This is a genomic window from Neobacillus drentensis (genome assembly GCF_036965245.1).
Classification (GTDB): domain Bacteria; phylum Bacillota; class Bacilli; order Bacillales; family Cytobacillaceae; genus Neobacillus; species Neobacillus drentensis_G.
On sequence record NZ_JBALPG010000002.1, the window covers coordinates 1 to 18,975 of the forward strand.

Sequence of the window (18,975 nt, forward strand, 5' to 3'; positions counted from 1 at the left end):
GTTAAAAGTTGTGTTTATCAGATTTTACCATATAATAGTATTAATAGTGATCACATAATTGTCAATAATCTAATAATGTAGTGTTTAAAATAGGGATTTGAAAATATCAAGTATAAAAAAGGGGGAATGAAATTATGTTCAGAGCTGCTGTTGCGGGTGTTCTTGGGTTTATTCTGATTTTTATCGAGTCAATGATTGTGATGAAGCTAAAAGGATATGCAACCATTGAATATGGCGGCATCACACCGTTTATCAATGTCTGGGCAATGAACTTTTTCTTCGTTTTTGCGATTCTAACCCAGCTAACAAATTGGTATGCAAATAAGGAAAATCTAGAAGAAGATAATAGTTATTAAAAAAAGGGCCGCAATCTTCAGAAAAGCTGAGATTGCGGCCCTTTTGGTATGGATCACCACACTATTTAGGATGCATTTTAAACTGTAAAAACAGTTCATTGTAGTAGGCTAAGTTCTTTTTGCCGAGGTTTTTATAAACTTCTAGTTTTTCCGTCAATTCTGGTGACGGATAGAACCGTTCATCCCCTACAATCTCTTTAGGCATGTGTTTAAGTGCCTGCTTATTAGGCGTTGAATAACCTACATATTCTGTATTTTGTGCGGCAACCTTTGGATCAAGCATGAAGTTAATAAATTTATGTGCTCCCTCAATATTTTTCGCTGTTTTCGGAATCACCATATTATCAAACCATAGGTTTGAGCCTTCCTTAGGAACTACATAATCCAAATCTTCATTCGCGGACATGATTTCTGAAGCATCTCCGGACCACACTAGGCCAACTGATGCCTCTTCATTGGCAAGCAGCATCTTGATTTCATCGCCGACAATGGCTTTGACATTCGGAGTAAGCGTATCAAGCTTTTCCTTTGCTTCAATTAAATGCGCCTTTTTAGTATCGTTAAGTGAATAGCCTAAGCTATTCAGTCCCATACCGATCACTTCGCGGGCACCATCTATTAACAGAATTTCATTTCTTAATGAAGGATCCCAAAGGTCATTCCAACTGGTTATTTTTTTACCATGAAGCATTTTCGGATTATAAACGATACCGACGGTTCCCCAAAAATAAGGAACGGAATACTTATTTTCCTTATCAAATGGAAGGTCCATAAATCGTTTATCTATATTTTTTATATTGGGCAATTTGGAATGATCCAACGGAATAAGCAAATCCTCATGCCGCATTTTATCAATCATATATTCAGAAGGAATGGCAATATCATAGGTCGTGCCGCCTTGCTCGATCTTTGTCAGCATCGCCTCATTGGAATCGAAGGTTTCATAAATAACCTTAATTCCTGTTTCTTTTTCAAATTGCTTAATGAGATCTTCATCAATGTAATCGCCCCAGTTATAGATCGTCAACGTATTGGCACCTGAATACCCTTGGGACGTGTTTAAACTGGAAATTGCATATAACAGCACTGCCGATATAAGGGCGATCATGAGAAAAAAACGAACAAGCTTGTTCATTGTTTTCGAACCCCCATTCCATTAACTTTGTTGCGTTGTGTAATAAAGTAATAAATCACAACGAGCAGCGTTGTAAACAGGAACAAGAGTGCCGATAATGCGTTTATATTCAAGGAAATTCCCCGGCGGGCTAATGAATAAATTTCAACTGAAAGTGTTGAAAAACCATTGCCGGTGACAAAAAATGTAACGGCGAAATCATCGAATGAATACGTTAACGCCATGAAAAAACCTGCAAAAATTCCTGGTGTAATATAAGGAATAATTACCTTCGTCAGGACGTTCCAGCGGCTTGCACCAAGATCTCGGGCGGCATCAATTAACGTCGGGCTCATTTCCATCAATTTTGGCAGCACCATCAAGACAACAATCGGAATGCTAAAGGCGATATGGGATAACAGCACCGAATAGAATCCGAGCTTGATCCCAGCCATCGTGAATAAAATTAAAAACGAAGCACCAATGATGACATCAGGGCTGACGATAAGTACATTGTTTAACGACAGCAGCGAATTTTTGGTTTGTCTTTTTTTTGCCTGATGAATGGCCAAAGCCCCAAGAACACCTATGATGGTAGATATGAGTGCTGATAATAAAGCAACTACTATGGTATTCAGAACGATAATCAGAAGTCTTGTATCTTGAAAAAGTTCACGGTACCAATCAAGCGAGAATCCTTTAAAGTCATACATCGTATCCCCGCTGTTGAAAGAAAAGATGACAAGAAAGAATATAGGTGCATATAGGATAAAAAAGATAATCAATAGAAATAGCTTTGACAAGGGAGTGATTTTTTTATCCACTTTACACACCTCGCTTTCGAGTATTCGTTACAATCATAGTGAAAACCATGATAATGATTAAAAAGACGGCAATCGTCGAACCCATGCCCCAGTCCCTGGTTACAAGGAATTGCTGCTCAATCGCTGTCCCAAGTGTGATAACGCGGTTTCCGGCAATTAATCTTGTCAGCATGAACAAGGAAAGAGCCGGAATGAAGACCACCTGGCAGCCTGATTTTACCCCGTCAATCGTTAATGGAAAAATAACGCGGCGAAACGTCGTCCATTTGGATGCCCCTAAGTCATTGGCTGCGTCCAAGAGAGTCGGATTCAATTCATTCAATGAATTGAAAATCGGCAAAATCATAAATGGGATAAAAATATAAACCGAGACAAACACAAAACTGAAATCCGTAAATAAGATTTGCTGTGCACCAATCCCAATCAAATTTAAAAAGCTGTTTGCTGCTCCATATGTACCAAAAATACCAAGGAAGGCGTAGGCCTTTAACAATAAATTAATCCAGGACGGAACAATGATTAATAAAAGCCACAGTTGTTTATGCTTTGTCTTTGTTAATAAATAGGCTGTTGGATAGGCAACTAACAGCGAAAATGCAGTAATCAAAAAGGCATACCAAAAGGAGCTTAATGTCATCTTTAAATACACCGGTGTAAAAAATTTCTGATAATTCACTAGCGAAACATTACCTTCAATATCAAAGAAGGAATAATAGAGTACAAGGAAAATGGGTGCAATGACAAAAAGAACAATCCAAAGGAAATAAGGAAGCATATATAAATTGCGGGTGAGTTTATTTTCCATCGGCTTCCACTTCCGTATAGGCTTCTAACCGCCGATCGAATTCTTCCTCTGTTTCCCCAAGACGCATAACATGAATGGCTTCAGAGTCAAAATAAAGACCAATTTCATCGCCTACGGTTGCCTTTTTGGTAGAATGGACGAGCCATTCATTTCCGTCTTTATCATAGCAGCATATTTCATAATGAACACCGCGGAATAATTGCGAATCAACACGCACTTGGAGCTTGCCGCGTTCTAATGTAGTGATTTCCAAATCCTCAGGACGAATGACCACTTCAACAGGCTCATTCTTGTCCAAGCCTTGGTCGACACACTCGAACTCTCTGCCTACAAATTCCACACGATAATCTTCTATCATTCTGCCTTTTACAATGTTGGATTCGCCAATAAAGTCAGCAACAAAGCGATTAATCGGTTCATCATAAATATCTGTTGGTGTGCCGCTTTGCTGAATTTTTCCTTTATTGATGACAAAAATCTCATCGGACATCGCCAGTGCTTCCTCTTGATCGTGTGTGACGAAAATAAAGGTAATACCAAGGCGGCGCTGCAATTCACGAAGCTCATATTGCATTTCGGTCCGCAGCTTTAAATCTAGCGCTGACAATGGTTCATCAAGCAAGATCACTTCCGGCTCATTGACAATGGCACGGGCGATAGCAACACGCTGCCGCTGACCACCGGACATTTCTCTGATCTCGCGAGTTTCATACCCCTTAAGGTTAACAAAGCTGAGCGCTTCCTTAACCTTTCGTTCTATTTCCGCATTCTTCATTTTTTTGATGCGCAATCCGAACGCCACATTTTCAAATACATTTAAATGTGGAAAAAGGGCGTAATCTTGAAATACGGTATTCACCTGCCGCTTATTTGCAGGAACATGATTTATTTTTTTGCCGTTAAAAAAAATCTCTCCTTCGGATGCTTCTGTGAATCCGGCAATTAACCTTAAAATTGTCGTCTTACCGCATCCAGAAGGGCCAAGTAGTGTATAAAATTTGCCACGCTCTATCTCAAAGCTCACATCATTAAGGACAGGCGGATCGTTGTCATATTGTTTTGTTACATTTGTAAAATGAATAATGGCACCGTTCATATTGTGACCTCCTTTTTTCCAGTTAAAACTAGTCCCACGTTGTTCCATTCGGGAATCATTATACAGGAAGAGCCTGAAAATTCAATTCCTCTTTTACTGTAAATAAAAAAAAATTGCCAAATGGCAATTTTATTAAAGGTAATTTGGATAAAAGATGACCGTAAGATAAGAAAAAGCGCCTCGGACTCAATGTGAGAAGTGAGGCGTTTTTTATAGGGTTAAACATGTTGTTTGATCGTTTTGTTGCCTTTGAATACAGTATTGCGGATGAACGGGATTACCCAGCGGTCAAGACCAAAGCGGCCTGCATTGAAGCCAGCGAAGAGAATAATTGCTCCAATGAAAAGGTCTGTTGGAATATGAGATACTGTGCCAGCTAGGAAGAACGCGTAATTCATCACAAGACCAAAGAACATTGCTGCCGTTGTTAAGCAGCCAAGAATAAGTCCAAGTCCTATTAAGAATTCTCCAAGTGGAACGATGATATTAAAAATATCTACGTTTGGCAAAGCAAAATGCTTTAAGAAATCGACATACCAGCCATAAACCATGGCACCGTCAGGACCTTTTACTGGATTAGCGATTACTGCTTTTAAATATCCAGAAGCATCAAACCCTCCTTGCAGCTTATGTAAACCTGCTGTCAACCAAGAATAACCGATATATAAGCGTAGAACTGTCAAAATTCCAGCGGCAACCTTGTTTTCTCTTAACCAATTAACTACCATATGAAACACTCCTTGTTAATTAAGTTTTATATATTAAGTACATTGTTAATATAACAAATTTATTTTGAAATTAGGATAATTTGAATAACAATTCACATATCTGTAAAAATGATTTGAACAAATTGTTACATACCTACGTTTGAAACGGTAGAATGAGGATTTTTTAAAATAATGGAAAAAACAATTGATTTAACTAATAGTATTAGTTAAAATAAAACTAACGATATTAGTTAAAGGGAGATGGTCATAATGAGAGTGATCAAAAACGGGTATTTATATCAAGTGACATTTATGGCAAGTGTTTTTCCGGTCAATTGCTATTTGGTGGAGGAAGAGGATGGATTAACATTGATTGATGCTGCTCTTGGCTTTTGTACGAAGGGGATCTTGAAGGCCGCTAAAACTATTGGGAAGCCAATTACAAAAATTGTTCTAACACATGCCCATGAAGATCATGTTGGTGCACTCGACTCTTTAAAAGAGTTAATGCCAGAGGTACCGGTTTACATTTCAGTTCGAGATCACAGATTAATGAATGACGATCGTTCCCTTGACCCGCATGAAGAACAAACACCGATTAAAGGCGGTGTTCCGAAGAAATTAAAAACGAGAGCAAATGTGTTATTGAAAGAAGGCGATTTTATTGGTTCGTTAACCGCCATCGAAACACCAGGACATACACCAGGGTCAATGTCATTTTTAGATTTACGTACCAAGGCATTGATTGCTGGTGATGCCTTCCAAACAAGAGGAGGCACTGCTGTGGCAGGGGATATAAAGCCTTTGTTCCCGTTTCCGGCTTTCGGCACGTGGAGTAAAAAGACGGCACTAGCTAGTGCAAAGAAACTAGTGACCTATGAGCCTAGGCTACTTGCGGTGGGGCACGGAGAAATGGTTGAGAATCCGGTAAGAGTTATGGAACAGGCTATCGGAAATTTAGAGCGGAAACTAGGATAGGAGTGCAGACGATGTCACCAAGACCAAAAATTGGACTCGATTTAACGACAATATTAGATGCCGCAGGGGAAATTGCTGATCAATATGGAATGCAGGAGGTTACTTTGGCGAATCTAGCGAAGAAGTTAGGTATTCGCCCGCCTTCCTTATATAACCATTTTGAAGGATTGCCTGGACTAAGGAAAAAGTTGGCGATTTATGGAATTGAAAAGATTTATGAGGAAATGGCGGATGCTGCGATTGGGGTGTCAGGTACCGAGGCTGTACTGGCAATTAGCAAAGCATATGTCAATTTTGCTCGGAAACATCCTGGGATTTATGAGGCGACATTGTTTGCTCCTGACCCTGGGGATAAGGAAGTCCAGCAAGCCGGAGCTAAAATTGTGGACCTTTCCGTCCGGGTATTACAAGTCCATCATTTGGAAGGGGATCTTGCCCTGCACGTCGTAAGAGGCTTACGCAGCATTTTACATGGTTTTTCTTCATTAGAGCAAAGAGGCGGTTTTAAGCTTTCATTGGATTTGGATGAGAGCTTGATGATTATTATTAAGGCCTTTCTTACTGGAATTGGTGGTGAACAATCATTTACTGGACCCATTCCTAATGGCGACCAAAACAGAAGTTGAAGGAGAAAAACGGTTGTTAATAAAAAGTATGGGTACCCCCGTAATCAAGAAAAAAACGCAGGGAAGTACCCAATTATTCTATGGGCGCCCGCAACCAAATAAAAAAATTGCTACTTGGAGTCCGTAACCAGAAAAAAGTAACGAGAAGGTATCCAATAAGTGCTATTGGATACCCCAACTCCCAAAAAAGAACCGGTAACCAATAGGAATAATATTGTTGGCTGAAAAGAATATCCTATCTGGGAGTAATCATATTATAGGGACATTTTGGAGATGTAATAGTTAGGCAAGCTTTGTTATAATAGGGAAAACCTAAGAATAAGGAATGATTGCTGTGCGGAAATTAGAGAAATTTGGTTTGCTTTTGGATGTTGAAACAACAGGTTTGGGTCCAACAACAGATGAAGTGATAGAACTAGCTTTGAAACTATTTTCCTATCGAACGGATACGGGCGAAGTCACTGAAATAATTGAGGAAGATTCCTTTATGCGAGAGCCGCTTTCGAATTCAGCCCGAAACAATTATGACCAAGCATATAGAGTACACGGGATTCCATTCGAGTTAGTAAGAGGAAAAAGTTTTTATGATGTAAAAATAAAAACGTATTTTCACCGAGCAGATGCCGTATTTGCCCATAATGCGTCTTTTGATCGAAGTTTTCTCTATCATATGTATCCGGAAGTCAACGATTTAAAATGGTATTGTACAATGAGGAATGTCCCGTGGAAACAATACGGCTTCCCAAATGGCAAACTGCTTACCCTTTTACAAGCACATGATATAACAAACTATCAAACACATAGAGCCATGGACGACATTACATATTTATTGGAACTTCTAAAGAAAACGAGTCCAAATGGGAATCCTTATCTTCAAGAGGTTCTAGACAAAGGCCCGATGAGAAAATACCAGCCATCCACTGCACGAACAAGAATGGGTTAAAAACAAACGAAACATTAAATTCGTTTCAATTTCCTAGTGTAGAATAAAGAAAAAAAGACAGTTTCCCAATAAGTCCTGCGTATTGAGAAACTGTCTTTTTAGGGTGGACAAAGTCCACGAAGGGTGCCTGACACCATTAACACTATTTACATCGTTTATTTGAAGGTTCCAATATATTTTGCTTGGGGCCGGTAGATGGTGTTGTTTTCGGCCTGTTCTAGGACATGTGCTGTCCATCCGACCATTCTGCTTGCAGTAAAGGTAGGGGTGAATAGTTCTACATCCATATTGATAGCTTTCATGATGGCGGCAGCATAAAACTCTACATTTGTATAAAGTGACCGGCCAGGTTTCAATTCCGCTAATAACCTCACAGCAGTATCCTCCACAGCCATTGCTAGGTCAAGCCAATCATCCTCACCAACCAGCTCAAGTAATTTTGTTTTTAAAGCCATTGCCCGAGGGTCGTGCGTTTTATAAACTCTGTGCCCAAACCCCATTAATTTTTCCCCACGTAATACCTTTTTTCTAATCACCATTTCAGCATTCCCGACAAGGGCAATTTCATCAAGAAGTTCGATGACTCCCGAGGGAGCGCCGCCATGAAGCGGGCCTTTCATTGTACCGACTGCTGATGTGATGGCCGACACAAAATCTGACTCAGTTGATGCCGTAACCCTGGCTGAAAAGGTAGAGGCGTTCATTCCATGCTCAAGGGTTAGAATCATATACGTTTCAAGTGCCTCAACATGGGCAGATAAAGGAACATTTCCACTCAGCATATATAAGTAATTTTCAACAAAGTCTAAATCGCTCCGAGGAGGAATAAACATTTTCCCCTCTAGAAATCTTTTTCGATAAGCGATAATTGTAGGGACCAAAGCGGTTAACCTGATAGCCTGCGAAACTCCAGGTTTCCAGCCATAATCAAAATTACCACTCTCTGCTGAAATGGCGGTTCTAATAACACTCATTAAATCCATCCCCAGCGGAAGCTGATCGATTATAACCTTTACATATTCGGGAAGTTCGCGATTACCTTTCAGCGAATCTTTCAGTGTACTTAACTGTTCTGTATCTGGTAAATGACCAAACCAGAGGAGAAAAGCCGCTTCTTCAAAAGAAAATCTTTTCGTAATCTCTCGAATTTCATATCCTCGATAAAATAACTGGCCAATTTCCCCATCAATATGACTAATCAATGTTTCTGCCGCGACAATACCTTTTAAACCTTTTTGTATCATAAAAAGAACCCCTTTCCTTATTTAGAATTATTTTATAAAATTAATATGATTATGAATATTGAATATTTTTAAAGCATTTAATTATTATTTTTAATTAGGAGCCGAGTATGGAATTTCAATGGCTTAACACATTTATAACCGCAGCAGAGTGTGGGAATTTTCGCAGAACTGCCGAACTTTTATATATTTCACAACCTACCGTAACGGTCCATATTAAACAGTTGGAAAAAGAACTTGGTATTCTCTTGTTTCATCGGGAAGGGAAAAAAATAAAACTGACTGAAGAGGGAACACGATATTTGGTTCATGCGAAGAGATTACTAGAAGTTTATCAAAGTGGTCTTGAGGACCTTACTTCTTTTAGTCAAGGATATACAAGGAAGTTAATTCTCGGTATTTCACCGCTTATCGCAGATACTATCCTGCCATATGTTTTAAAAAGCTATACAAAGCAGTATCCGGAAGTAGAGATTTCAGTTAAAATCATCGAATCCGTTGATATTGAACATGCGGTTTTAAAGGAAGAAGTAGATTTAGGGCTGTCCTGCTTAAACAGTAGTCATCCAAGTTTGCTTTGTGAACTTTTATCAAAAGACCGTGTAATATTGGTTGCACCGCATGATGGACGGGATGCTGAATCAGCGCCCCCGTTAGACGAGGAAGAAGTGTTAACGACCAACTATCTAATAACCCACAATCATCCTGGTTACTGGGATCATCTTTGTAGAATGGTAAAAAGTAAATATCCAAGTGTACGAATGATGAAAGTTTCACAGGTTCATATAACGAAAAGGTTTATTGTTGAGGGGTTGGGGGTATCATTTCTGCCGACATCGACCGTCAGGAGAGAGTTATTAGAGGGCAGGTTATTAGAGGTGGATTGTCATACGATCCAACTGCCTGAAGCCAATACGTATGCCATTATGAAATATGATCATTCAAAGCAAAAAGAGTTACTTAAATTCATTTCAAACTATCGATTATAGAATTTTTTTCCTTCAGAAAAAAACGCCCTGTCGCAAATGATGCGAACAGGAGCGGTTTTTGCTTTTATCATTAATTAATCTATTGGTGTTGACCTTCAGTGAAAACTTGGAAGTTTACACCAAACTTGTCAGTTACAGTGCCGTATGCCGGGCTAAAGAAGGTTTCTTGGAGCGGCATTGTCACTTGGCCGCCATCAGTTAATGCTTCAAACATTTGTTTTGCTTTTTCAGCGTCGTCAGTAGTAATACAGATAGTCACTTGATTTCCGCTTTGATGCGGTTGACCTGGGAACGTATCAGAAAACATTAGTTCTGATTCACCCACTCTAATGGTTGCATGGGAAACACGATCCTTTGCCTCTGCTGGTAAAGGAAAATCTGGGTTTTCAGGCATTTCTCCGAAAGATTGGCTAAAGAGTACTTGGGCACCCAGTGCTTTTTCGTAAAAGTGGATAGCTTCCTTTGCATTTCCGTCCATCACTAAATAAGGAATTAATCGTACTGCCATGAATAATCGCTCCTCGTCTAATAAGAATATTTACTTGCTTTATTCGATAGTCTTCTGGAATACTGGCATCTTGTTGACATAAATCAATAAAAGCAGCCACATCCTAGTATTACCGTTATTTCAATTATAAAACAAAGAACGTGTGTTCGCAAGTGAAAATTTACCTTTAAAAGAATCTTCGATGGTGCCTGACACCATTTGCACTACAACCAGGTGGTTTATTTCAAAACAGACAGGTATCGTTCATTAATAATATTGCAATGGTGGATGGCATGACCTAGGATGATGTAGGCGATGGCACGGGTGGTGATTTCTTTGTCGTTGGCAAAGCCTTTTCTTATCCAAGCCTCCTCAGGCATGTTTTGAATTAAGGTGATGGTAGATTTACGTACTGCTATAAAGTCTTCGATGATATTTTTGATTGGAAGTTGATTGAACTGGGAGCCATTAATATAATCGTTCTCGCTAAATCCAGCTAACGGTGTCTGATCTCCGCGACCAATCCTCAGCAGGCGGTAAGCCATAATTCTTTCGGTGTCAGTCATATGGACAAGTACTTCTTTAATGCTCCATTTACCAGGAGCATAACGGAAATGACCATCTTCCTCCGATATCCCTTCAAAAAGGGCAATTGTCGCATCTAAATTCTCCTTCAAAATCGGTAAAAGGTCACCATCTGATACTAGATTTACATAAGGTACATAATACTCAGGATATTCATTTTCTAATGGACGTTGTAACATTCCTGTTTTCTCCCTTCTAATCTAGCGGAATTATTCACCCCTCAAGTGAAAGGGGTACCGCCACTTTTTTCGTTTTTTCAAAGAAATACCATACCAAGTGGAATAGCATATGGCAAAGGATGGATGCTGCTAACCCCTCGCTCCAATATAGCCAGCCACAAACTAATCCTACCATAATATTCATACTATTCGAATAGATAAGGATAGTTTTTGTCACTTTTACTTTCATTTGGTAAATTGACGGTAAGTGAACAAGAGCAAATAGGATAGCAGCAAGCAGGTTTCCACTCCACAAAGAAACGAGTTGGTTATCAATCACAAGGTTCCCGAGCCATACGAAAAAGCTCATTAGCCCAAATCGGAATATTACCTCCTCTACAATTCCGCCATAAAATAGACGAGTCAAGATCCCCAGCTGTTTCCGCGAATGTTCTACTCTATCGATCGTTGCCTTATCAACATTTCTAACAAAATATCCATAATAATAGGCGACATGAATAAGTGCGCACACCAAGCTAAGTAAAAGACTCGTTCCATTGATTCCTGTGAAAGTTAGGTTTGCAAACCCTGCCCTGCTATAGAAAAATATCCCTAAAATTACAAATGGGACAGTCATAATGAGATGGCTCAGTAATCTTGACCAAAACGACGGTATTTTCTCGTTTGGAAGAAAATCCTTGATTAGTTTCTTCTCATTGATAACCATAAGGAAAATCCCCGGGAGTGTAATAGCAGCTATAAAGAGTACTAATTTCATGATAAATCCCCCTCGTCGATTTCGATTCCTTCTTTTTCTAAATAGAATTTCATTGCTTTACCAAGCCATTCTTGCTCTTCCATTGTAAAAGGGAGAGGGACATGTGACGGATCTTCAGGAACATTCATTTGCAAAATAGCAGAAGTTTCTACACCAACTATTTCTGTGAACAATGTGAACATTTCTTTCATCAGTAACTGGGACTCTTCACCATTTGGATCACTCCCACAGACATTCTTCAATTCTGTTAAAAGTAAAGCCCATCTTTTTTCAAGCTCGAACTGTTCCTCTTGAGGGATATCAAAAAGAGCTTGCACTTTTTCTTTCGATAAAACGTTTTCTAACCATTCCTTATGATCATCTTCTAAAAGAATTCCGTTAATGATCGAGATAAAAATAGTGGAATCAACAGGCTGGTCTTCATCAACGAGATTAAGGGCACTGTCCAAGCCTTTGATAATATGATCAATCTGCGCCCTTTTTTCCAGCATCGCTTTCTTTTGAAAAATCAACGATTCTTTAAGGTTCCAATTCTCGATTTTAATTAAATCTTTAATATTCTCGAGGGAAAAACCGAGAAATTTCAACGTGACTATTTTTTGCAAAATGATAAAATGATCATCACCATAATACCGCCGTCCTGATGATGATAGCTCTGGCTTTAAAATGCTAATTTCATCGTAATAATGAAGTGTCCTAATTGTCACACCTGTCAGTTTGACAAACGTTCCAATTGAGTATTTTTCAGCCATTTCCTTGCCCCCTTCGCTTCTATAGTTTAATCATAAAACATCACGTAACGTGAGAATCAACATTTAAATGGAAAATGATTAGATTATTTTAAAAAAATCACCTACTATTTAGATGGAAGTACCTGAATTGAATGGCTCAATCATAGGTAAAAGGTGGAAAGGTTGTGACAACGATGCTGGATATATTAATAATAGAGAACCTCGCGGGTAAAACCTTTAAAATTTTAATGGCTTTCCGTCGTATGTTACAATCGAACAAAAGGAAAAGCCATCAGGCATCATTTCAGAGCAAGACATATTTTGGCTTATTGCCGGAATGGAGAGGGAAGGGTCTAAGTACTTCATTGCACCTCCATTCGTTGTACGCTCTTAAAGAAATGGGAGCAACCCATTATATTGGGAGTACGCATATCACAAATAAGAAAATGCAAAGAGTATTTGAAAAAAATGCCTGCATGAAAAAATCGCTAACTGAATCGTATTACAAATATTTTTCTAAGTAAGAAGGTATGGAAATGAGCAAAGTAGAAATCATTGTCTTAAATGGTGAAGATGCCAGAACGGCGGAAGCCAATGGTGCTGATCGCCTTGAGCTAGTTTCCGCAATCGCTGAAGGCGGTCTAACCTCTAGTTACGGAATAATTAAAACGGTTGTCGAGAGTGTGAAGATTCCTGTTATGGTCATGGTTCGGCCTCACAGCTATTCGTTTGTGTACCGTAAGGATGAATGGGATGCCATTCGAGAGGATATTAAAGTGATTAAAGAATTAGGCGCCGCTGGAATCGTCTTTGGAGCGTTAACTGAAAAGCAAACGGTTGATTTTGACTTGCTCTCCATGGTATTAGAAGAGGCGAAAGGTCTATCCATAACCTTCCATCGTGCCATTGATGAAACGGATTCTCTCGAGGTTTATAAGTCCCTCTGCCTTTCTCCATATCATGTAAATCGGATCCTGACATCTGGTGGAAAACCGAAGGTGCAAGAAGGACTTGATTCTTTAAAAAGAATGATGGAGGAGTCGCAGAAATCCGGTGACCGCCCAACCATATTGCCGGGTTCAGGTCTTTCTGCCAATAATATCGCAAACATCCACGAACAGCTTAAGGCTGCCGAATATCATTTTGGCTCAGCTGTAAGGATTGGCGGGGATTTTCGTAATCGAATCAACGGGGATGAGATCCAAAAAATCAAGAAAATGATCGACTAAGGCAAATCAAAAAAGAGCTGCCACTTGAAGGATCCAAGCAGCAGCTCTAACTATTCTTTATACTATTTTATCAAAACGAACACGTTTATTAATAACATACATGACTGGCATACCTACTGCCATCACGACAAATTCACCAACGGCTGTTGTCAGCCATGTGAACATGAAAGGCAAATCAAACGCCAAATGCAGTTCAAGGGCAATCAAGAACATCGTAAACGTGAAGACAAGTGTATTGACGATCATCCGGGCCCAAATACCTTTAATAAAACGTGCGCACGCAATCGTAATTAACAAGGCAATCACAGATTGGCCGACACCGAAAATTAGGTCATATGCCTTCATTGGTGAAAAGAATAAATTCGTCAAAAATACACCAAGAACGATTCCATAAATGTACTTTTTGTTAAAAACGATGAGATGATTAAACATTTCCGAAACACGGAATTGGACTTGAGTAAATCCAAACGGCTGGATTAAGGCTGAAACAGCAATGTACAATGCTGCAATAATTCCGTTGACGACAATTCCTTGCACTTTATTATGTGCTTTGCCGACGGTGGTAGTTCCAGGGGAACTAGCCCCTGCATTAGCACCAATAGGCTGCGCTAATGTGTTAGTTGTTTTCTCCATATTCATTTCTCCTTAGTTTTTTTTCGTGGGAGGTTCTCGAACCACGCTAATTAGTAATACTTGCAAACTAATATATTAATATAAAAAAATGCACTCGTCAATCACACTATTCTAGAAAAGGAAAGGGGGAGAAACTTGTATGCTGCACCATCTTGAAATCTATGTATCCAACTTAAACAAAACGATCGAATTTTGGGGCTGGTTTTTATCTGAATTAGGATATAAGCCATACCAAAAATGGGAGTCAGGAATTAGTTGGAAATGTGAAGAAACGTATATAGTATTTGTTCAGGCTAAAGAGCGCTATATGGATGTCCCATACCATCGCTCGAGAGTCGGACTTAACCACTTGGCATTTCATGCTCAATCCAAAGAACAAGTCAATCAAATAACAGAACAATTGAAAGAAAAGGGAATGACAATTCTATATCAGGATAAGCATCCGTTTGCCGGAGGGGACTCGCATTATGCTGTTTATTTTGAGGACCCGGATCGAATCAAAGTAGAATTAGTAGCACCTGTAGAAGCCGTTTGCATAGAGCCTCAAAAGAAGGAGATAAGTTCCAGTGACTAATAAAAAAACTGCCCTTGTTTTAGGGGCTAGCGGTCTTATCGGTAGTGAATTAGTAACAACACTCATTCAGCGGAACCATTACGAAAAAATACATTTGATAGTCCGAAAGCTCATTGAAAATAATCATCCTTCGGTTTGCGACCAGCATGTAGTTGATTTTGACCAGCTGAAAGCCTACCCTGAATTGTTTCAGGTAACAGATGTATTTTGCTGTTTAGGAACAACAATTAAAAAAGCGAAGACCAAGGAAGCGTTTCGAAAAGTAGATTACGATTATCCGGTAGAAGCAGCAAAATTAGCGTCACAAGGCGGTGCAGAAAAATTCTTAATTGTTTCAGCAATGGGGGCTGATTCCAATTCACGATTTTTCTATAATCAGGTAAAAGGTGATGTTGAGGAAACGTTAAACACACTAAAACTGTCTTCATTAAATATATTTCGTCCATCTTTGTTATTAGGGGAACGAAAAGAGTTTCGCCTTGGAGAAAAAATGGCTGCGAAAGCAAGTGGTTTATTAAATACTGTCATGGTAGGGCCATTGCGCCCCTATAAAGCAATACATGCAAAAAAAGTAGCTTTGGCAATGGCAATAGTAGCTGAATCAGACAAAAAGGGTGTAAATATCTATCCTTCACATGAAATTGAACAAATGGTGAGTCAAAAATAACTCAGAGACATTTCTCTCTGAGTTATTTTTAACCGCAATATTCCAGACCTTTTATGAAAACACTTTTAACCCCATTACCCCAATGATAATTAAAACAACACTTAAAATGCGCCCGATGTTTTTCGATTCTCCAAAAAGAAAGATGTTAATTAGCACAGCACCCGCTGTTCCAATACCAACCCAAACAATATAGGCAATACTTAGCTGTAAATAATTAAATGAGGCATATAAAAAAGCAAATGAAGCGCCAAATCCGCCAATATAAAGCACTCCATTTCGTAATGTTTTCCTTTGACTATACAATTTCAGCCCGGCAGCACCGGCGATCTCACTAGCTGCTGCCAAAAGAACTAACAACCAACCCATACTTTAGGCAGCTCCTTTCAGGGATTCTTCTACCTCTGCTTTGTTATCAGCTAGGTTTAGACCGATGACTCCGATTATGATAAGTACGATAGACAGAAACATGCCCGGATTGAAACTTCCTTCAAAAAGGAAGACATCCATTAACACGGTTCCGACTGTTCCAACCCCTGAAAAAACGGCATAAACCGTCCCTGTTGGAAGGCTTGCACATGCTTCAGGAAGAAAGTGGAAGTCGATGGCGATAATTGCAATTACAATTCCCCATTCCCACCAGGTATCAGCTGTATTAAAACCGTACACCCACATTAATTCAAATAAACAAGTTAAAACAACATAAATCCAGGCTTTTTTCATTTTAATCACCTCTTGAAGATGCCTGTATTAGTCTCATTAATATTCCGAGATTGAGACCTTCATATTATATTAGAATACCATATAATTCGAAAAAGTGGTTTAAAACTGGCTCCCTAGTATGGAAACTTATGAGAGTCAGGGATTAGCGTGATTCATATCACGAATTACGCTCTGTTTTATCTTTATAATTAGCGGTAAAAGGGGAAAATATATATGGATGGTGAGAAAATTGGAATACAAATTTAAAACACTTTATAGTGAAATTGGCGGGCAGGAAACGATTGATAAATTAGTCAATGCTTTTTATCCGCGTGTATATGACGATCCTGAGTTGGCACCATTGTTTGAAGGTGATATGGAGGAAATTAAGCGGAAACAGCGGTTGTTTCTGCCGCAATTTTTAGGAGGGCCGGCCCTTTACAGTCAAGAATTTGGACCACCGGCCATGAGAGAGCGGCATCTGCCATTTGAAGTGACTCCTAGAAGAGCACAGTGCTGGCTCCGCTGTATGAAGGAAGCCTTTCAAGAAATTGGCCTTGATCAAAACCCAGCAGGACTATCCTTTTATGATCGATTAACACAAGTAGCCGGTATCATGGTGAATAGTCCAGATCGGGAATAAAAAAATCCTCATCCATAACTTGATGGTTGAGGATTTTTTTCTGTTTTGCACCATTTTTGTGTTATAGTGTGTTTGTTTACAATGAGGAGGTAATAAAATTGAAAACCATAGACCAATGGTGGAAAAAAAGTGTCGTGTACCAAATTTATCCTCGGAGCTTCAATGATTCGAATGGGGATGGAATCGGTGATATCCGAGGTATTATCGAGAAGCTGGATTATTTGAAATTATTAGGTGTCGATGTAATTTGGCTCAGTCCAATCTACGATTCTCCGAATGATGATAATGGCTATGATATCAGGGATTACCAATCAATTATGGAAGAGTTCGGAACAATGGCTGATTTTGATCAGATGCTTAAAGAGATTCATAAACGTGATATGAAACTGGTTATGGACCTCGTCGTCAATCATACCTCAGATGAACACGAATGGTTTGCACAATCAAAAAAATCAAAGGACAATCCATACCGTGATTACTATATTTGGCGTGAAGGCAATAACGGAAAAGAACCGAATAATTGGGGCTCTTTTTTCAGCGGATCTGCATGGGACTATGATGAGACGACAAATGAATATTTTTTACACTTATTTTCGAAAAAACAGCCTGATCTTAACTGGGAAAATCCAAAGTTAAGAGAAGAAGTTTACGACATGATGAAATATTGGTTAGAAAAGGGAATCGATGGCTTTCGAATGGACGTTATTAATTTGATTTCAAAACAGCCGGGATTACCTGAGGGTATTCAAGGTGAGGGTCAATTATATGGTGATGGCAGTTCTTTTTGTATGAACGGACCAAGAATCCATGAATTTTTACAAGAAATGAATCAAGAGGTGTTGTCAAAATATCCAATCATGACGGTTGGTGAAATGCCGGGAACAACACCGGATGATGCTATTCTTTATACGAATCCCGATAGAAATGAAGTAAACATGATTTTTACCTTTGAACATATGGACTTAGATAGCGCACCAGGAGGAAAGTGGAATTTAAAACCTCTTAACTTAGTTGAATTAAAAGAAAACCTAACAAAATGGCAAACAGCATTACATAATAAGGGCTGGAACAGTTTATATTGGAACAACCATGACCAGCCGCGGATTGTTTCCAGATTCGGAAATGACAAGGAATACCGGGTTAAATCGGCAAAAATGTTAGCCGCCTGTCTTCATTTCATGCAGGGTACACCTTATATTTACCAAGGGGAGGAAATTGGCATGACCAATGTAGCGTTTGCCTCCCTTGAAGATTATCGCGATATCGAGACCATTAATATGTATCACGAACGGAAATCATTAGGTTATACCGATGAAGAAATCATGACGTCCATTTATGCAAAGGGAAGAGATAATGCTAGAACACCGGTTCAATGGGATGATACCCAACATGGCGGATTCACATCGGGGACGCCGTGGATAAAGACCAATCCAAGGTACAAAGAAATCAATGTTAAAAATGCTTTAGAAGATCCGCAGTCGATTTTTTATTTTTACCAAAAATTGATTTCACTTCGAAAAGAGATGGATATTATTGTTGAAGGAGATTTTCAATTACTTGCGAAAAACCATCCAACATTATTTGCCTATGAGCGAAAGTGGAAGAATGAAAGCCTTCTTGTGCTGTGTAACTTTAGTGCAAATGAATTAGTGATGGAGGAGGAATTAACCTGCAGAATTCCTGAATATAAAGTCCTCCTTTCTAACTACGAAGCTGGGAATCCCGCTGTATTACGTCCATATGAGGCAGTTGTACTGAAGAAATAGAAATCGTCAAAAAGCATCGGGATTTCATTTCCTGATGCTTTTTGTAAAAAAAATTATTTAAAAAAATGTTTGCGCATTCATAAATAAAGTGATACTATGAATCTATCGATTAGTGCAAACGTTTTCGCTAACGATACATAATGAGAATAGGGGGTTTTAGTAGATATTACTGTAAACCAAGGTAAATGGTTATTGTAGAATATCAATTATTTACAGTTTTTTTCTGCTACTTCGTGCAAACGTTTTCGCTGGAAACGAGTATATATTCGATTTTCTAAGGGTTTCGATACAAAACATACGAATAAAATAGTTTTTTATTTATGTCATTGTGCAAACGATTGCATGT

The 18,975-nt window shown here is 39.0% G+C and carries 23 protein-coding genes, 1 pseudogene and 1 riboswitch; of the genes and pseudogenes, 11 read left to right on the top strand and 13 right to left on the bottom strand.

Annotated elements, in window-relative coordinates:
• The first annotated feature begins 134 nt into the window (after window positions 1-134).
• Complete coding sequence (locus V7150_RS00115) at window positions 135-356, top strand: hypothetical protein (protein ID WP_335512406.1); 222 nt, start codon at window positions 135-137, stop codon at window positions 354-356.
• A gap of 61 nt (window positions 357-417) precedes the next feature.
• On the opposite strand, the gene V7150_RS00120 is transcribed toward V7150_RS00115, so the two are convergent.
• From V7150_RS00120 to V7150_RS00140, 5 genes are all read right to left on the bottom strand, one after another.
• On the bottom strand, window positions 418-1,491 hold the full coding sequence (locus tag V7150_RS00120) for an ABC transporter substrate-binding protein (protein ID WP_335512407.1): 1,074 nt from the start codon (window positions 1,489-1,491) through the stop codon (window positions 418-420).
• Window positions 1,488-2,294 (bottom strand): ABC transporter permease, encoded by an 807-nt coding sequence (locus V7150_RS00125; RefSeq protein ID WP_335512409.1) that lies wholly within the window; start codon window positions 2,292-2,294, stop codon window positions 1,488-1,490. The genes V7150_RS00120 and V7150_RS00125 overlap by 4 nt, the downstream gene beginning before the upstream one ends.
• Before the next feature lies 1 nt (window position 2,295).
• Complete coding sequence (locus V7150_RS00130) at window positions 2,296-3,099, bottom strand: ABC transporter permease (RefSeq protein WP_335512411.1); 804 nt, start codon at window positions 3,097-3,099, stop codon at window positions 2,296-2,298.
• Entirely contained in the window at window positions 3,089-4,195 is a 1,107-nt protein-coding gene (locus tag V7150_RS00135) for an ABC transporter ATP-binding protein (RefSeq protein ID WP_335512413.1), read from the bottom strand. The genes V7150_RS00130 and V7150_RS00135 overlap by 11 nt, the downstream gene beginning before the upstream one ends.
• 218 nt (window positions 4,196-4,413) lie before the next feature.
• Window positions 4,414-4,923, bottom strand: a complete 510-nt coding sequence (locus V7150_RS00140; protein WP_335512415.1) for a DoxX family protein — start codon at window positions 4,921-4,923, stop codon at window positions 4,414-4,416.
• Between the two features lie 249 nt (window positions 4,924-5,172).
• On the opposite strand from V7150_RS00140, the gene V7150_RS00145 reads away from it, so the two are divergent.
• From V7150_RS00145 to V7150_RS00155, 3 genes are all read left to right on the top strand, one after another.
• Window positions 5,173-5,880 carry an MBL fold metallo-hydrolase gene (locus tag V7150_RS00145; RefSeq protein ID WP_335512417.1) on the top strand — a complete coding sequence of 236 codons (708 nt, stop codon included), beginning with the start codon at window positions 5,173-5,175 and terminating at the stop codon, window positions 5,878-5,880.
• Window positions 5,881-5,891: 11 nt separating this feature from the next.
• Window positions 5,892-6,506 (top strand): TetR/AcrR family transcriptional regulator, encoded by a 615-nt coding sequence (locus V7150_RS00150; RefSeq protein ID WP_335512419.1) that lies wholly within the window; start codon window positions 5,892-5,894, stop codon window positions 6,504-6,506.
• Window positions 6,507-6,831: 325 nt separating this feature from the next.
• Entirely contained in the window at window positions 6,832-7,449 is a 618-nt protein-coding gene (locus V7150_RS00155) for an exonuclease domain-containing protein (protein ID WP_335512420.1), read from the top strand.
• Between the two features lie 155 nt (window positions 7,450-7,604).
• Here the strand turns inward: V7150_RS00155 and V7150_RS00160 are convergent, their stop codons facing one another.
• Window positions 7,605-8,693 carry a citrate synthase/methylcitrate synthase gene (locus V7150_RS00160; RefSeq protein WP_335512423.1) on the bottom strand — a complete coding sequence of 363 codons (1,089 nt, stop codon included), beginning with the start codon at window positions 8,691-8,693 and terminating at the stop codon, window positions 7,605-7,607.
• Between the two features lie 107 nt (window positions 8,694-8,800).
• Between V7150_RS00160 and V7150_RS00165 the strand changes: the two genes are divergently transcribed.
• Entirely contained in the window at window positions 8,801-9,679 is an 879-nt protein-coding gene (locus V7150_RS00165) for a LysR family transcriptional regulator (protein WP_335512425.1), read from the top strand.
• 79 nt (window positions 9,680-9,758) lie between these two features.
• On the opposite strand, the gene V7150_RS00170 is transcribed toward V7150_RS00165, so the two are convergent.
• The 4 genes from V7150_RS00170 to V7150_RS00185 all read right to left on the bottom strand — a co-directional run bounded on the left by V7150_RS00170 (window position 9,759) and on the right by V7150_RS00185 (window position 12,439).
• Window positions 9,759-10,187 carry a VOC family protein gene (locus V7150_RS00170; protein WP_335512427.1) on the bottom strand — a complete coding sequence of 143 codons (429 nt, stop codon included), beginning with the start codon at window positions 10,185-10,187 and terminating at the stop codon, window positions 9,759-9,761.
• Window positions 10,188-10,405: 218 nt separating this feature from the next.
• Complete coding sequence (locus V7150_RS00175; protein ID WP_335512429.1) at window positions 10,406-10,930, bottom strand: DinB family protein; 525 nt, start codon at window positions 10,928-10,930, stop codon at window positions 10,406-10,408.
• Window positions 10,931-10,964: 34 nt separating this feature from the next.
• Window positions 10,965-11,687 carry a CPBP family intramembrane glutamic endopeptidase gene (locus V7150_RS00180; protein ID WP_335512431.1) on the bottom strand — a complete coding sequence of 241 codons (723 nt, stop codon included), beginning with the start codon at window positions 11,685-11,687 and terminating at the stop codon, window positions 10,965-10,967.
• Window positions 11,684-12,439 (bottom strand): MerR family transcriptional regulator, encoded by a 756-nt coding sequence (locus V7150_RS00185; RefSeq protein WP_335512432.1) that lies wholly within the window; start codon window positions 12,437-12,439, stop codon window positions 11,684-11,686. The genes V7150_RS00180 and V7150_RS00185 overlap by 4 nt, the downstream gene beginning before the upstream one ends.
• 296 nt (window positions 12,440-12,735) lie before the next feature.
• On the opposite strand from V7150_RS00185, the pseudogene V7150_RS00190 reads away from it, so the two are divergent.
• Window positions 12,736-12,942: pseudogene (locus tag V7150_RS00190) on the top strand (GNAT family N-acetyltransferase); the annotation flags it as partial.
• 12 nt (window positions 12,943-12,954) lie between these two features.
• Window positions 12,955-13,647 carry a copper homeostasis protein CutC gene (locus V7150_RS00195; protein ID WP_335512434.1) on the top strand — a complete coding sequence of 231 codons (693 nt, stop codon included), beginning with the start codon at window positions 12,955-12,957 and terminating at the stop codon, window positions 13,645-13,647.
• A gap of 57 nt (window positions 13,648-13,704) precedes the next feature.
• Here the strand turns inward: V7150_RS00195 and V7150_RS00200 are convergent, their stop codons facing one another.
• Complete coding sequence (locus V7150_RS00200; protein WP_335512436.1) at window positions 13,705-14,280, bottom strand: QueT transporter family protein; 576 nt, start codon at window positions 14,278-14,280, stop codon at window positions 13,705-13,707.
• 6 nt (window positions 14,281-14,286) lie between these two features.
• A riboswitch (PreQ1 riboswitch) is annotated at window positions 14,287-14,331 on the bottom strand.
• A gap of 88 nt (window positions 14,332-14,419) precedes the next feature.
• Between V7150_RS00200 and V7150_RS00205 the strand changes: the two genes are divergently transcribed.
• Both V7150_RS00205 and V7150_RS00210 read left to right on the top strand, forming a co-directional pair.
• On the top strand, window positions 14,420-14,854 hold the full coding sequence (locus tag V7150_RS00205; protein WP_335512438.1) for a VOC family protein: 435 nt from the start codon (window positions 14,420-14,422) through the stop codon (window positions 14,852-14,854).
• Window positions 14,847-15,521, top strand: a complete 675-nt coding sequence (locus V7150_RS00210) for an oxidoreductase (protein ID WP_335512440.1) — start codon at window positions 14,847-14,849, stop codon at window positions 15,519-15,521. Before V7150_RS00205 ends, V7150_RS00210 begins: the two co-directional genes overlap by 8 nt.
• A gap of 51 nt (window positions 15,522-15,572) precedes the next feature.
• Here V7150_RS00210 and V7150_RS00215 read toward each other — a convergent pair whose 3' ends face one another.
• Together V7150_RS00215 and V7150_RS00220 are read right to left on the bottom strand one after the other, a co-directional pair.
• Complete coding sequence (locus V7150_RS00215) at window positions 15,573-15,887, bottom strand: DMT family transporter (RefSeq protein ID WP_335512442.1); 315 nt, start codon at window positions 15,885-15,887, stop codon at window positions 15,573-15,575.
• A gap of 3 nt (window positions 15,888-15,890) precedes the next feature.
• On the bottom strand, window positions 15,891-16,241 hold the full coding sequence (locus V7150_RS00220) for a DMT family transporter (protein WP_335512445.1): 351 nt from the start codon (window positions 16,239-16,241) through the stop codon (window positions 15,891-15,893).
• Window positions 16,242-16,458: 217 nt separating this feature from the next.
• Here V7150_RS00220 and V7150_RS00225 point away from each other — a divergent pair, with 217 nt between their 5' ends.
• Together V7150_RS00225 and V7150_RS00230 are read left to right on the top strand one after the other, a co-directional pair.
• Window positions 16,459-16,863, top strand: a complete 405-nt coding sequence (locus tag V7150_RS00225; RefSeq protein WP_420490236.1) for a globin — start codon at window positions 16,459-16,461, stop codon at window positions 16,861-16,863.
• Between the two features lie 98 nt (window positions 16,864-16,961).
• Window positions 16,962-18,629, top strand: coding sequence for a glycoside hydrolase family 13 protein (locus V7150_RS00230; protein ID WP_335512448.1), 1,668 nt, complete (start codon window positions 16,962-16,964; stop codon window positions 18,627-18,629).
• Window positions 18,630-18,975: the final 346 nt, after the last annotated feature.